Raw genomic sequence first — 14,102 nt, 5'->3', positions numbered from 1 at the left:
CAGTTCCGCCGCGTAGGTGCGAGGAGCTGGCTGTTGTTGTATGCGCGGAATGTGCGCGACTAGATTAACCCTTCTGTTCGTCCGGCGGCGTGACGATTGTCAGTCCCGGCGCATATTTGCGTTTCATCTGATGACGAACTTTGCGGTTCTCCTTCGATTCGAACACGATATCCATATCATATTCGCCCTCCGGATATAGCTGCTTGCTTGGGATATAGAGCGACAGCCGTTTGCGATTGAAGGTCATCTTCGTCTTCTGAACTTGAACAACGACATCCCCGCGCTCATTCGCTGTTTGATAGACAATCCCGGTTCGCTTCAGCGGATAGATCCACACGCAATCGCCGATTTCGAATGGCTTCTTCGCCCCATCTTGCGGCTCTTCACTCGCTTGAGCTGTTTTCGGGCGCTTCGCTTTGTTCTCTCGCTCAGGAACAGGCTTTGTTTCAATTGCTTCAAATGCCAACTCATCTTCTGCAACTATAGATCCTGCGGCAGATCGCGCCGTTGCTCTAAGCCGCTCTTCAGCTCGCTGAACGACCTTCTCCGGCAAGCCGAACCGTCTTGCGATAGCAAGGGCGTAACTGTCTCCCGCCTCGCCGACTTCCAGCTGATAGATTGGCTTCAGCGTCTCTGCATCGAATGCCATCCTTGCATTCGTACATCCCTTCGTGCGAGCGGCAAATCGTTTAATCTCGTTAAAATGTGTCGTAGCCGCAACGAGAGAGCCCCGCTGGAGCAGCTCTTCGAGGACGGCAATGGCGAGCGCAATGCCTTCGCCCGGGTCTGTTCCAGCCGCGAGCTCATCGAGCAGAATGAGCGATCTTGCATTCGCCCCGCGAAGCATTTCGCTCAGGCAGTCCATATGCGCGGAGAATGTGCTGAGCGACTGTTCGATGCTCTGACCGTCGCCGACATCGGCCTGAATCGATTGGAAGAGTCCCAGCTCTGTGCCTGGCTGCGCCGGGATCAGCAGGCCCGCTTGCGTCATAAGCGCGAACAAGCCGATCGTCTTGAGTGCGACCGTCTTGCCGCCCGTGTTCGGCCCAGTGATAATAAGCTGCCGCCACTCTCCGCCGATTTCGACCGTCAGCGGCACTGCCTTCTCTCCCAAGAGCGGATGGCGAGCTCCAACGAGCCGCACATAAGGCTTCTCGGCGATCGCCGCAGCAATGCCATTGTAAGTGCGGCCCAGCTTCCCTCTCGCGAAGATGAAATCAAACGAAGCCATCGCTTCCACATTCCACTTCAGCTTCGGACCTTGTTCCTCTGCGAGATCGGACAATTGCGATAGGATAGCCGTCCGCTCCCGCTCCTCCTCGGACTTCCACATCTGCCACTCTACTTGCAGGTCGGCGACATCGACCGGCTCAACGAACAGAGTCTGACCGCTCGCCGATTCATCCCAGACGGTGCCCGGCACTTGCTTACGCAGCTCGCGTTTCACAGGAAGTACGAAATGACCGTTACGCTTGCTGACTAGCGGATCTTGCAGCGCGGACTTGTATTTGCCAAGCAGCTGGTTCAGCTTGCGCTCAATCCGATCCTCTGCAGCAGCCAGATGTCTGCGAATATCGCCAAGCGCAGGCGACGCCAGATCGGTCAGCACACCGTGCCGGATACAACGATCCAGCTCTTGCAGCAGCTCTGGGCAATCATGCATCGAATCAGCATAGCTGCTGATAGTTGGAGCCGTCATCTGCTTGCTCGCCATATACCTCTTCATTTGCGCCACTGAAGTGAGCCATACGGCGAGACTGCCCAGCTCAAGCTCAGAGTAGATTTTGCCTTTGCCGAGTAGCGCCATGAAGCTCTCCATGCCTTCCATCGCCGAGATCGGTACGCTTGCTCCGGTTGCCAGCAAACGGACAGCCTCAGCCGTCTCCGTCAGCCACGCGCTAACCTGACCTGCTTGCGAGCTTGGCTGATGCCGCTCCGCAAGTGCTTTTCCTGGACCTGATACCGTGTAGGATAGCAGCATATCTCTGATTTTATCGAATTCTAATTTCGTCATTGTACGGTTATTCATTGTTCATGATCCATCCTTTGCAATATAAATTTGAACATAAAAAAAACAGGAACGGAAAGCGCATCACGCTTCCCATTCCTGTCTCGTTAATGACGATAAATTGTTCACTGAAGCGGACCACCCACGCGGCATGAGCATAGAAGTCCCTACAATGAAAAAAGCGTGCTCCAAGAGCACGCTAATTTACCGTCCAGCAGGCGGAAATTGTCATGTTCTTAACTCATTGGTCGGCGGAAGCATGACAACTTCACGATGAAATAAACCTGTGGGATTACCACAAATTTATTAACAAAGTGCAAATGTTGTTTCAGCTTATCGCCACTTGAAGCACTTCAGGCTCCAAGTCTTATCCAATTTAGAAGTTAAGAACCATAACCGACATTAAAATTTCCCCTTGCTGCATAAAGTTACTTTTACTATAGCTTTCCAACCATGACGAAGTCAAGCGTACAATCGCCTATACCTATTTTATACAACAACGGTCATCCCCGTTCGGGCATAAGCGACGCCTTCGGGCAGTGCATAATCATGTGCAAGGTCTATATCATGCGACATATGCGTCAGCAACGTTCTGCCTGGCTTAAACTCCTCGATGAGTTCAAGCGCTTCTGTCACATCGTACACTGATCTCGACTCGAACGGAAAGGGTTCCTTGTAGAAATTCGTTCCGAGAATGAGCAGATCCAGCCCTGCAAGGGGCACAAGCTCCTCGCCTTGAAGCGCAATTGAATCCGAACAGTACGCGAAAGCACGTCCCGTAGCCGCATGACTGAAACGGAATGCGTAAGCATGTCCATTCTTGCCATGATTCACGCGCCAGCACAGCACTTCCCACCCGCCAAACTGCAGCAGACCATCGATTGGATGAAAATCAATCTGGTTCGTCAGCCACGGGTATTGGCGCTTGATCGCTTCAATGACGTCTTGCATCGCATATGCCCGTCCTCTGCGTCCAAGCCATCTATTCAAATCCGCCCACTCCGGCAGTCCGCCGATATGGTCGAAATGCGCATGCGTAATTAGCATCGTATCGATCTGCTTGAGCGATGCCCCTTCCATCTGGCTGCGCCAATCCGGGCCGCAGTCGATTAGCATCGTGCCAAACTCTTCATCTGCCAGATGGACAAGCGAGCGAAATCTACGATTCAGACCGCTTCCTCTCGCTTCTTCGCAGACAGCGCAAGAGCAATACACGCGTGGAACCCCCATGGAATCACCTGTTCCCCAGAAGGTGATAGATAGGGTCATGAAAATCACTCCTTTGGGTAAATAAACAGCCTTACAGAGGCCTACAGAGGCAGCAGTGCAATCGATGTCTTCGTCTTCAACTGCTCCATCATTGCATACCATTCATCCGGCTTATTCGGAAGCGCAGAATAGTACTCGGTTAGAAAATCAGTGACGAGTGAAGCCGGCAACTCTGTTCTATCTTCGTCCTGCGGCAGGAAGCAGAAGTCCAAGCCGCCCACAGCTGCGCCGTCCTCTTCCCAAGACGGATGCACATATGGGAAATCCAGACGCATGTAGCCGATATGCGACAGCACCTCGCGGCGAACAAAAGGACTCATCGGGTAGATACCGCCGAAGTCAGACTGAGCGAGCGCAGGATTATAGATCTCAGCGAACATGCCGAGCGATTCCGTCTCGCTAGCTGCCGCTAGGCTTGCCAAGTCAGCGCTTCTGCGCTTCATCAGGAAGCGTCCAATGCCGAGTCCCGCACGTCCGATAATGGTGAAGTCCGTCATCGCAACGCGAAGCTTCGGATAGTATCGGTATTCAGTCGTACCGACCACTTCTCCTTCATGCACAGCGACGTATACGTGGATGCTGTCGTCCTGAAGCGGACCCTCCCATTTCTCATAGGCATACACCTCTTCAGGCGGGAACACGGTTTCAAGCAGCTTGTGCATGCTTGCAAACAGCGGATCATGAATGGATTTAATACGGATATAGTCCAAGTTCAATACTTCCTCTCAGTGATATAGTTTAGGTTATAAAAGGATTGCGCCATTCCATTAGAGCAGCATAGTCGCAGGATTCCTCATCTTCCAAATAATGCTCCGCTACACCGACCGGCATCCGGCCACACCTTAGCAGAAATGAGATGACGGGATCATTAAACTTCCCATCGACAATCCCCTGCAAGTATTGCTCTGCTGTTACTTCGTCCTGCACTTTATGATACCCCGGCATCCGTCCGCCACCTAGCAAACGAGCCAGCCGCAAATGAACAACAACGTCGTACATAGTAAGCATGAGCCACTTGCCGATTCCGGCTTTGCGCAGCTCCGGAATGACGCATAGATCCACAACATAAAGCGTAGAGCCATGCGGATCGTGATTCGTAATATAGCCGCTGCCGGTGATGGACTCCCAGCTATGTCCGCCTTTCAACTGCTCCTCGCTTACACGAAGCGCAGTCATAGAACCGATGAGCTTGCCGTCCATCTCCGCGCAGATAGCACCTTCCGGGAACAATTCAATATGCTGCTTGAGCTGCTCCTCATTCCACCACAGCTCGGATGGGAATGGCGGCGGGAAGCTTACCCGTTGGATCTCAATCATGCCTTCGATATCTGCAGCCGTGTAATTGCGAATGATGATCTCGATTGGCTTGCCGTTCAAGTAGACGATTAACGATTTACGCATCTCGCGAAAGTCTCCTCCCTTTCCGTCAATGCTTACTTCCAATCGCCGTACAGATCTATGCGACGGTCGCGCCAAGTCGTTACAGAACCGGCTGCGCGAACGTCATGCAGAAGCTGAACGTTGAGGTCAGCCACAACAAGCATGTCATCGTTAATAATGCCTTCGGTCATGATGCCTGCTGGAGGAAACGGAATGTCATTAGGCGAAATAACGGCAGCTTGTCCGAAGTTCGCACGCATGAAATCAACTTTGCGCAACGCGCCGACCGTGCCTGTCGTGACGATATACACTTGATTCTCGACGGCTCTAGCATGGCAGCAATAGCGAACGCGGTAGAAGCCATGGCGGTCATCCGTGCAAGATGGGCAGAAAATAATATCAGCGCCTTTAGCTCTCGCCATCCGAACGATCTCTGGGAACTCGATATCATAACAAGTCAGCATCGCGATTGTGCCAAACTCCGTATCAAACACTTGCAAGCCATCTCCAGGCTGCATGTTCCATTCATCACGCTCGGTCGGAGTCATATGCAGCTTCGCTTGCCGCTCGACGCGGCCGTCCGGATAGAAGAGATGCGCTGCATTATTCAGCTTGCCGCCGCCAACATCAATGACATGCGTGCCGCCGATGATGTGCATGTTGTACTCAGCCGCAAGCGACTGGAACAGCGCGATATAGCGGTCTGTAAACTCTGGCAACCGCTCAATTGAAAGCGGGCGGCCTTGCTCATCTCCGATCGAGAGTAGCTGCGTCGTAAAAAATTCCGGAAACAAGACGAACTGTACGCCGTATTCCGAAGCGTTCCTCACATAGTGCGTCGATTGCGCGGCAAAATCTTCAAAGCTCTCAATATCCGCGAGCTTGTATTGCACGGCGCTTACACGTAAACTGCTCATTTGGCATCCCCTATTCGTTTATTTCTTCTGCGGCAGCGCGACCGAAATCGTCGTCCCTTGCTCCGGCTTGCTGAACACGTCGATCTTGCCCTCATGCAGATCGACGATCCGTTTGGCAATGGATAAGCCAAGGCCTGCTCCCCCGGTGGTCCGGCTTCTCGCCCCGTCGACGCGGTAGAACCGCTCGAACAGATTCGGCATCTCATCCTCAGGAATACCGATCCCTTTGTCCGACACGGACAGTCGAACGATACCTTTGTTTATCGATAACGTAATATCGATAGCGTCTTTACTGTATTTAATGGCATTATCGATCAGAATAACGAGCAGCTGGCGAATCTTGTCCTTGTCGCCGTTCAGCCTTACATCCTGCTTGCCCGTATGTACCCGAATCATCCTCTGGAAAGTCAAATGCAGCATATCCGCAGTCTCATCCGCCAGCTGTACGAGATTGAAGCTCTCGATGTTGAGCCAGTCTTCCTGCTCCGCTTGCGCCAGCTGCAGCATCGACTTCGTCAAGTTCTGCAGGCGCTGCGATTCCTTGCTGATCGCTTCAATCGCTTCATCGCGAATATTCGCATCATCGCGCCCCCATCGCTTCAGCATGCCGGCGTAGCTGCTAATAACCGTAAGCGGCGTCTTCAGTTCATGCGATGCGTCAGCGACGAACTGCTTCTGCCGCTCGAACTGCCGATCAAGCCGGTTAATCATCTGATTGAACGCGCGCGCCAGCTGCAGCAGCTCGGCAGACTGATCGCGCTGCGCAAGCTCTATCTGTCGCAGCTTGCCGCTTCTGTCGATCTCCCTCATCGTCTGGACCATATGTTGAATCGGCGAGGTGAGCCTGGAGGTAAACCAATAAGTCCCGAAGATGGCGAACAGAATCGCGCCGATACTCGTAATCGTCAGCGCAATGACAAGCACTTGCAAGTAGCTGTCCAGCAGCTGCAGCTTGCGATAAATCTCCAGCGTGCCGATCACTTCGTTGTTCTTGTAGAGCGGCACTTTCATATAGAGCACTCTTCGTCCTTCGATGAAGAACATGCCCGTATCGTGCTTATCTGTAAACACGGGCTTCAGCGCAAGCAGCTCGGGATCGGACCCTTGCGAATTAAGAATCTTGCCGCTGCTGTTCACAATGCGCATCAACTCATCGACATTATAATAATCCCGAAGCAAATCTGCGTTCGACAGCTGCGTCGGTTCGCTGATCCGCCTATCCTCGAGCAGGATATTCACTTTATTCGTAAGCAGCTGATCTTCGCTTCTCATCGTAATTTTGATTACAAATAAATAGACGAATATATTAAACAAGATGAGAATGAAGATCAGCCAAAAGATGGTAAAGAACGTAAACCTTCTTCGCAGCGTCATGCATCCGGCTCCTTCAGCATATAGCCGACGCCGCGCACGGTATGTATGAGCTTATGCCGATAGCCTTTATCAATCTTCTGCCGCAAATATCGAATGTACACATCAACAAGATTCGTCTCGCCGATGAAATCATAGCCCCATACTTCTGACAAAATATCTTCCCGCGATTTCTCATCATTCCGATGCTCCGCCAAGTAAACGAGCAGCTCGAATTCACGTGGCGTGAGCTCGATCAGCACATCTTTGCGATACACCTTGCGCGTACGCAGCTCGATCGACAGGTCTGCCACTTTAAGCACATCCGGGCTCTCCACTTCCTTCGGCTGAGCTTGGAAGATTCGCAGCAGATTGCGGACTCGCGCCAGCAGCTCCTCCATTGCGAATGGCTTCGTAATATAATCATTAGCGCCATGCTCAAAGCCGCTTACTTTATCGGGAATTGTATCACGTGCAGTCAGCAAAATAATCGGAATCGGATTGCCGGACTGGCGAATTCTGCGCAGCACTTCAATACCGTTCAGCTCAGGCAGCATCACATCCAGCAGCAGCATATCCCATTCGCCGTTCGTCGCTTGCTCAAGGCCGCTCCTGCCATCAGCAGCGCGACCGACGACATAACCTTCATGTTCCAGCTCCAATTGGAGGACTCGCGCAATGCCATCTTCATCTTCGATGACTAGAATGCGTTCGTTCATTCTTGGTTCGCACCCACTTCGTAGTAGACTTCTTCACTATCATAAAGAAGCAGATGAGCCAATGCAAGCATTAGCGAGCCTTGTCGATCCGTGCTATGAGCGGGTTTAGAGCACGTTCTAGCTGTGGAAGCCAGCTTCGAATCGCGGTCGCCCATTCCCCTGACCATTGCTGCTGCACCCAATTCTCAGCCGGCAACAGCGGGATTTCGCATAATGGTTTCTTCGGCATTGCACTGATCCATTCGCTGCGATAACGGAACTTCATGGCTTTGTTCGCAAGCCAGTAAGTCTCTCGGCCTGCCTTGTCACGCTCATAGCTGATACGTTCGGCCGTCTTCATACGATGGTGGGTCCATTTGGACACCGTAGGATCAACTACGAATACAAGCATGTCGCATTGAATCAACTCTAACTCCATCTCCCGAGCCATGTCGGACGCCATAGACGACCCTGCGGGGGAAGTCCATTTGCTAGAGACATCCGTCAGCTGGACCGGTGCTGCAATGGATGCGCACAGTATCTTATATTGCATAGCAGAGTCGAGGTTTGACTGCAAGAGCGCAGGTTCGAGCGCGAACCATTGGAGATGACGCGACGCGGACGAGTAGAAACTGCGGTACATTGGCACTGTGAGTCTGGCGGTGTGCTGCTGTGCCGGCTGCGCCAGAAGCGCATGCCATTCCGGCTCCAGCTCGGGATGCTCAATCGCCGCACAAGGGATTTGGCGCGCGTGAAGCAAGTGAGCAAGCGTCAATGTAACGAAGGTCCCGCCCGCCCCTGGCGATAACGAAGCAACGATAATGTTCTGCTTTCGGGAGGCCTGAGCCCGTTCATCGCAACCTGCGCTTATAGATGGCAGGATGGAAAGACATTTCGCAAGCTCGTTCTGTGCTTCTTTGACATTGCTATACCTGAGGCTCTGATGCGGTTCAATCATCCGGCTGATTACGGATGCTAGTTCTTTGGGTACATGAGTCAATTCGCGAAGAGCAGAATTCGGCGGCATTCCAGCATGAATAGCCACTTTTCTCCCGCCACTAAGCATGTAATAGAGCAGCGCTCCTAACCCGAATATGTCCGTGCGAATATCACTCTGCTGCTCACCTTCCTGTTCAGGAGCGGCAAAGCCCGGGGTACCCAGCTTCACCGTGTCCTGTTCCTTCCCAGGCTTGTATACCCGCGCAATGCCCAAATCAATCAAGCGCACAAAGCCGCTCCGGTCGATCATCACGTTCGTAGGCTTCAAGTCACGATGAATAATGGCCGGTTCCCTCGTGTGCAGGTAATGCAGCGCATCCGCCAGCTGCATGCCTATATCTGCTGCCTGGGCAGCAGGTATGATTCCATCGTGCTGTGCCAGATATGCCTGTAGAGTCATGCCTTCGATATAATCCATGACCAGAAGCTCATGACCGTACTGATCCGGCGAAAAATAATCTATGATAAGCGGTAGATGCGGATGGTTCAGACGCATAAGCAGTCCTGCTTCTTCAGCACTGCTTGATGGGTGACCGGCGTTAATAAGGCTCACTTTGATAGCCCGAAGCTTGCCTTGCAGACGGAGATCCTCAGCTGCATATACCTCGCCCATTCCTCCGCGTCCAATACGTCCAATGATCCGATAACGCCCGCCGATGATGTCGCCAGACTCATAGCTGCGAACTGCATGTTCATTCCGTGCCATGTCGTTCATGTCTTCAATCCCTCCTGATCCATAAACACAAAAAGCACCCCGAATGAACAACTGCCGGGCAGTCGATTCAATCGGGATGCTTTCCCATGTTCGTTATATAGTCGCGCTACTTCTTTACCAAGTATAACGTAATTTCGTCACGGTTGTGGAACAATTGCTTCGCCCGCTTCAGCTCGAAGGCGCTCTCAAGCTTCGCGATGACATCGCGGATCGTCTGAAGCGGCTTCTTATGCATCAGCTTCAGTGTAATGATTGCGGTCGCGCCATCCGCCAGTGCGTCCGACTTCTCAAGCACAAGCTTCGCCATCTGCATCGGGCTCCAGCTCATATCGCAGACGAGAAGATCGAACGTTCCCGGTTCAAAATTCACATCCGACGCGTTCTTCTTCATCGCTGTCAGCCTTGGATAGGCCGAAAGTGACGGATGTAGATTAGCCGGGTCGATGGAGGTTACACGCAGTCCGCGCTCAAGCAGCAGCTGAGTCCATCCGCCTGGCGCAGCGCCGATATCGACCGCTTGCCGGTAGGTCTCAAAGTATAGCTTGAACGCACGCTCTGCCTCGAGCAGCTTGAATTTCGCCCGCGAAATCTGCCCTTCTTCGCGTTGAAAACGCACAGCGCCTCCAGGCCAATCGGACAGCTGTTCAGCCGGAGTTCCCCAGCCGACATAGAGCTCCTCTGCTCCCGCGAAGATCGACAGGATCATGTCAGGCGACTGCATCACAGTCTCAGCGCCGAGCTCCATTAAGACTGCATCCAGAACCGACTTCGTATCGGCAGCGGAATACATGAACGGCGATTTCTCCACGCGGCGAAGATGCACCGCTACGGTTTGATCCACAACGCGCGTGCGTGCGTGGCGAACCAGATCAGACAATGCTTGCAGATCATCTGCACTGCCTTGAATCGGCAAAGCACGTTCTATATGCTGAATGTGCCGCAGGAAGATCGGTTCATTCTTCCGGAGAAGCTCGAGCAGCTCCTCACGTTCAAGCGGTACTTCCATCTTGAATACTTCACCCGCGATAAGCTGGGTGAATTTAATACCATTAACGAACCGGCGCAGTTCTTCCATCGCAAGCGATGCAAAGCCGTGATTCGCTGTCCCTATCCAATGACTCAATTCAATATGCCTCCTGGTAATGCCCGAATCCACGGGCGGTCATCCGCCCATTCTACTTCAACTGGCCAGTCGTATGCACGGCTCAGCCATTCTTTGCTTAGCACTTCTTTCTTCGGTCCCGCTGACAGAATCTGTCCATCCTGCACGAGTGCAACATGCGTGAACAGCGGGATAATTTCCTCCATATGATGCGTAACGTATACCACAGTAATGTCGCGCTTACTCAATCGGCCAAGATCAATTAACAGCTTCTCGCGTTCATAGAGATCAAGACCTGCACAAGGCTCGTCCATAATGAGAATTTTCGGATTCGACATAAGCGCGCGAGCAAGCATTACCTTCTTGCGTTCACCTTGGGAAAGTGTCGCGAGCGTCTGCTCTGCGGTATGCAAGAGCCCAACTTCATCAAGCAGACGAAGAGCCTTCAGACGAACGTCCTCGTCGATCGTTTGATAGAAACGGAGGAAGGCATACTCTCCTGTTGCGACTACTTCCCATACCGGGTCACGCAGCGTCAGCTTCTCAATAATGGATTGGCTGATGTAGCCGACTTCCTTGCGCACTTCCCGCACATCACATTCGCCGAAACGATTGCCGAGTACATCAATTGTACCCGAAGTCGGGAACTGGTACCCCGTCATCATCTCGAGCAGCGTCGTCTTCCCACAGCCGTTGCGGCCGAGGATGACCCAATGCTCGCCTTTGTTCACCTGAAGATTAACGCCACTAAGTATTTGCCGATCCCCACGGCGGAACGTAATGTCCTTTAACGTAATCACAGTATACCCTCCCATATGTATGAAGCCACACTCACCCCGGCATCGGACCGTGATGAATGGTAATATGTAATGGCGCATGCTGAGTAAGTAAATGTATCATCCGCATACGCCCAGCAGGACTTGAAGTATGAAAATAACAAGTGCGCGGATACCGGCCGCTGTCGACAATATACTGCACGACGCTTAGACCGGTAGGCTGTCCCCAGCCGAGATCGAAATCAAGCGACAGAATATCCACTTCCTCATGCTCCAGAAGCAGCTTGCACTCCTCAGCTGTCTTGGCAAGGGCGAATCCCTTGGGACATGGCCGAAAATCATCCAAATAAACGTTAATCAACCTTCAACTCTCCCCTAGACGCCGAATGCGGTCAAGCTGCTGCCGATGTGTACCGTCAGCATCTGACGATGTTTCAAGAACGAAAGGCACCTCTGCAAGAAGCGGCTGCTTGAGCAGCCAGCTTAAGCCCGCTTCGCCAATGTATCCCTCGCCTATACGCGCATGTCGATCACGTTTCTCCCCGCTTGGGTAAACCGAATCGTTCAGATGCACGGCGATCAGATGCTCAAGCACGCCAAGCTCCTTCGCTTTGTGGAACCATTCGGCATCCGGGCTTCCATCCCAAACGCCGCTTGCGAACAGATGACACGTATCGAGGCAAAAGCCGATTTTGTGCGAATCCATAGACAGGCTGCGGATTTGCGCCAGCTCCTCCATTGTCGTCCCCATGAACGTCGAATCGCCGGCTTGGTTCTCAATGAGCAGCTTCGCGCTGCCTTGCCACTGCGATGTGACCGCGCTGAGCGTCAGCACTGCATTGCGGTAGCCTTCAAGAGGATCTGTTCCTTTGTAGACGCCAAAATGAACGACCACTCCCAGCGACCCGCAAGCTTCCGCGATCTCGAGATCGTTCAGCAGCGACAGCACCGTCCTCGCCCGAATCTCAGCGTCCTCTGACGCTACATTCGTCAAGTAAGGCGAGTGAGCGATGGATACCAATCCATTCTCCCGGCAGTATGCGGCACACCTCTGGGCATCCTTCAAATCAGGCGTCTTGAGAGCAAGACTGCGCGGATTCTTCGGAAAATATTGAAATGCATTCGCGCCAAGCTTCTTCACCGTGCGCGCCGCTTGCGCGTAACCGCCCCTCGTCGATACATGAAAGCCGATTCGCATACGTCCGGCTCACCTGTCCTTCTGACATTGGCTGCAGTAGAACACTTTGCGTGAATTAAGCTCTTCTTGCGTGATCGGTGTCCCGCAGTTGACACACGGCTCGCCGCCGCGATCATACACGAGGCAATGCTCATTGTACCCGCCGGTCACCGTATCATTGTTTGTGAGCGGCAGCTCCATATAGCCCCCATACCCTACAGCGCGATTAAGCGTGCTATGCATGGCATTATAGATACGCTCCCACGTTTCGGACTCGATATCCGAAATCCGTGCTGACGGCTTCACACCCGCGACAAAAGCGATCTCATCCGCATAACAGTTGCCGATGCCCGCAATGACGCGCTGCTCGACAAAAGCCGTCTTCAGCGAACCTCGCTTGCCTTTGAACCGCTCGATGAACTTCGGCAATGTTAGCCATTTGTCGAATGGCTCCGGTCCGAGATCGGCAAGTCTCGCACTCGCCTCCTTCACGGAGAGAAGATGCAAATAGCCGAGTCGGAGGCCAATGAAGCACAGGTCGCCAAGCGGGAAACCGATCGTCACTTGGACAGACCGATCAGACCGCTCCGGCATCGTACCGTCATCATTCGGAATATTCGATTCATAGCGGATTAGCCCGCCAAGCATGAGGTGAAGCAGCAGTCGTTTCCCGTTATCGAGATGGAAGAGAAGCATTTTGCCGCGGCGCTCGACGAACCAGACCGTTCGGCCGACAAGCTCCGCTTCGAATGTCTCTACGGGTACGTTGATCGACTTCTCTCTGGTGACGGCGACCTTCACAATGGGCTGGCCAGATATGCGCTGTGCCAGCATCGAGCGATAATGTTCCATTTCCGGATATTCCGGCATCGTACAACTTCCTTCCTATCGGCGTTTAAGAACGCGCCAGCTGATCACTAATATATTGCTTTAATTGATATAAGTCATGAATAATGACGTCTGCTTCGCAGCCTGCACGGGCTAGCAGCTCTTTATAATTGTCGCCAGTTGCGAGTCCGGTTAAAACAAGGATCGATTTGCAGCCTGCTGCGTGTCCCGCAGCAATATCGGTTGCCGGATTATCGCCGATTACCCACGCTTCATCCGCATCCAGTCCCATGCGCTGAAGTGCAAAATCCATCAATATCGAAGATGGCTTACCAATCACTGTAGGCTCTACGCCTGTCGCTGCGCGAAGCAGAGCAGAGATCGAGCCTGCTCCTGGAATGAGGCCATGCTCGGAAGGCAGCAGCAAATCCGGGTTCGTAAGTATATAACGTGCGCCGCTGCGTATGAATTGCACCGCTTTGGCGAGTTTATCGTAAGTTAGCTGCCGGTCGATGCCTTGCACGACAATGTCCGGTTCGTCTTCAACGAGCTGCAGACCTGCAGCTTCGAGCGCTGCACGCAAGCCTGATTCGCCGATGACATGCACGCGTGCATTCGGCTGCTGCTGCGCAATGTAGGCTGCCGCTCCTTGCGCCGAGGTGCACACATCCTCCGTGCTTGCGGGAATCCCCATCGCCTGCAGCCGCTCTGCCACAACCTCAGGGGTTGCAGTCGAATTGTTTGTTACGAATAAATACCCTAGCTCCTGTTCACGGAGCATCTGAATAAGTTCATCGGCACCAGGAATCATGATGCCGCCATGATAAAGCGTTCCGTCCAAATCAATGAGCAGACCGCGAAGCGTTTGCGAAGCGCCCATAAT

14 protein-coding genes are annotated in these 14,102 nt (G+C 52.9%); all 14 read right to left on the bottom strand.

The features are described 5' to 3' along the window. Positions 1 to 64 precede the first annotated feature (64 nt). The 14 genes from AC0YNX_RS03345 to AC0YNX_RS03280 all read right to left on the bottom strand — a co-directional run bounded on the left by AC0YNX_RS03345 (position 65) and on the right by AC0YNX_RS03280 (position 14,099). Positions 65 to 2,029 (bottom strand): endonuclease MutS2, encoded by a 1,965-nt coding sequence (locus AC0YNX_RS03345; protein WP_475814214.1) that lies wholly within the window; start codon positions 2,027 to 2,029, stop codon positions 65 to 67. Between the two features lie 468 nt (positions 2,030 to 2,497). Further along, entirely contained in the window at positions 2,498 to 3,277 is a 780-nt protein-coding gene (locus tag AC0YNX_RS03340) for an MBL fold metallo-hydrolase (protein ID WP_475814213.1), read from the bottom strand. A 41-nt stretch (positions 3,278 to 3,318) separates the two neighbouring features. After that, positions 3,319 to 3,987 (bottom strand): GNAT family N-acetyltransferase, encoded by a 669-nt coding sequence (locus AC0YNX_RS03335; RefSeq protein WP_475814212.1) that lies wholly within the window; start codon positions 3,985 to 3,987, stop codon positions 3,319 to 3,321. Between the two features lie 28 nt (positions 3,988 to 4,015). Then, positions 4,016 to 4,678, bottom strand: a complete 663-nt coding sequence (locus AC0YNX_RS03330) for a GNAT family N-acetyltransferase (RefSeq protein ID WP_475814211.1) — start codon at positions 4,676 to 4,678, stop codon at positions 4,016 to 4,018. 32 nt (positions 4,679 to 4,710) lie between these two features. Beyond that, on the bottom strand, positions 4,711 to 5,574 hold the full coding sequence (locus tag AC0YNX_RS03325) for a carbon-nitrogen hydrolase family protein (protein WP_475814210.1): 864 nt from the start codon (positions 5,572 to 5,574) through the stop codon (positions 4,711 to 4,713). Positions 5,575 to 5,592: 18 nt separating this feature from the next. Beyond that, on the bottom strand, positions 5,593 to 6,948 hold the full coding sequence (locus tag AC0YNX_RS03320) for a HAMP domain-containing sensor histidine kinase (RefSeq protein ID WP_475814209.1): 1,356 nt from the start codon (positions 6,946 to 6,948) through the stop codon (positions 5,593 to 5,595). Beyond that, positions 6,945 to 7,643: a response regulator transcription factor gene (locus tag AC0YNX_RS03315; RefSeq protein ID WP_475814208.1), complete on the bottom strand. Its 699-nt coding sequence runs from the start codon at positions 7,641 to 7,643 to the stop codon at positions 6,945 to 6,947. The genes AC0YNX_RS03320 and AC0YNX_RS03315 overlap by 4 nt, the downstream gene beginning before the upstream one ends. 70 nt (positions 7,644 to 7,713) lie before the next feature. Continuing rightward, complete coding sequence (locus tag AC0YNX_RS03310; RefSeq protein ID WP_475814207.1) at positions 7,714 to 9,336, bottom strand: serine/threonine-protein kinase; 1,623 nt, start codon at positions 9,334 to 9,336, stop codon at positions 7,714 to 7,716. A gap of 106 nt (positions 9,337 to 9,442) precedes the next feature. Continuing rightward, complete coding sequence (locus AC0YNX_RS03305; protein WP_475814206.1) at positions 9,443 to 10,459, bottom strand: SAM-dependent methyltransferase; 1,017 nt, start codon at positions 10,457 to 10,459, stop codon at positions 9,443 to 9,445. Continuing rightward, a complete protein-coding gene (locus tag AC0YNX_RS03300; RefSeq protein ID WP_475814205.1) occupies positions 10,456 to 11,238 on the bottom strand; it encodes an ABC transporter ATP-binding protein in 783 nt (260 codons plus the stop codon). Before AC0YNX_RS03300 ends, AC0YNX_RS03305 begins: the two co-directional genes overlap by 4 nt. A 31-nt stretch (positions 11,239 to 11,269) precedes the next feature. Continuing rightward, positions 11,270 to 11,575, bottom strand: coding sequence for a cyclic-phosphate processing receiver domain-containing protein (locus tag AC0YNX_RS03295; protein WP_475814204.1), 306 nt, complete (start codon positions 11,573 to 11,575; stop codon positions 11,270 to 11,272). Positions 11,576 to 11,578: 3 nt separating this feature from the next. Then, on the bottom strand, positions 11,579 to 12,412 hold the full coding sequence (locus AC0YNX_RS03290) for a deoxyribonuclease IV (protein ID WP_475814203.1): 834 nt from the start codon (positions 12,410 to 12,412) through the stop codon (positions 11,579 to 11,581). A gap of 9 nt (positions 12,413 to 12,421) precedes the next feature. Next, positions 12,422 to 13,261 (bottom strand): Fpg/Nei family DNA glycosylase, encoded by an 840-nt coding sequence (locus AC0YNX_RS03285; RefSeq protein WP_475814202.1) that lies wholly within the window; start codon positions 13,259 to 13,261, stop codon positions 12,422 to 12,424. A gap of 25 nt (positions 13,262 to 13,286) precedes the next feature. Further along, positions 13,287 to 14,099, bottom strand: a complete 813-nt coding sequence (locus tag AC0YNX_RS03280; RefSeq protein WP_475814201.1) for a TIGR01457 family HAD-type hydrolase — start codon at positions 14,097 to 14,099, stop codon at positions 13,287 to 13,289. Between the last annotated feature and the right edge of the window lie 3 nt (positions 14,100 to 14,102).

This window comes from Paenibacillus sp. J31R98 (genome assembly GCF_056269245.1).
The sequence above is the reverse complement of the archived record's forward strand: the minus strand, read 5'-3'. Positions and strand labels throughout refer to the sequence as shown.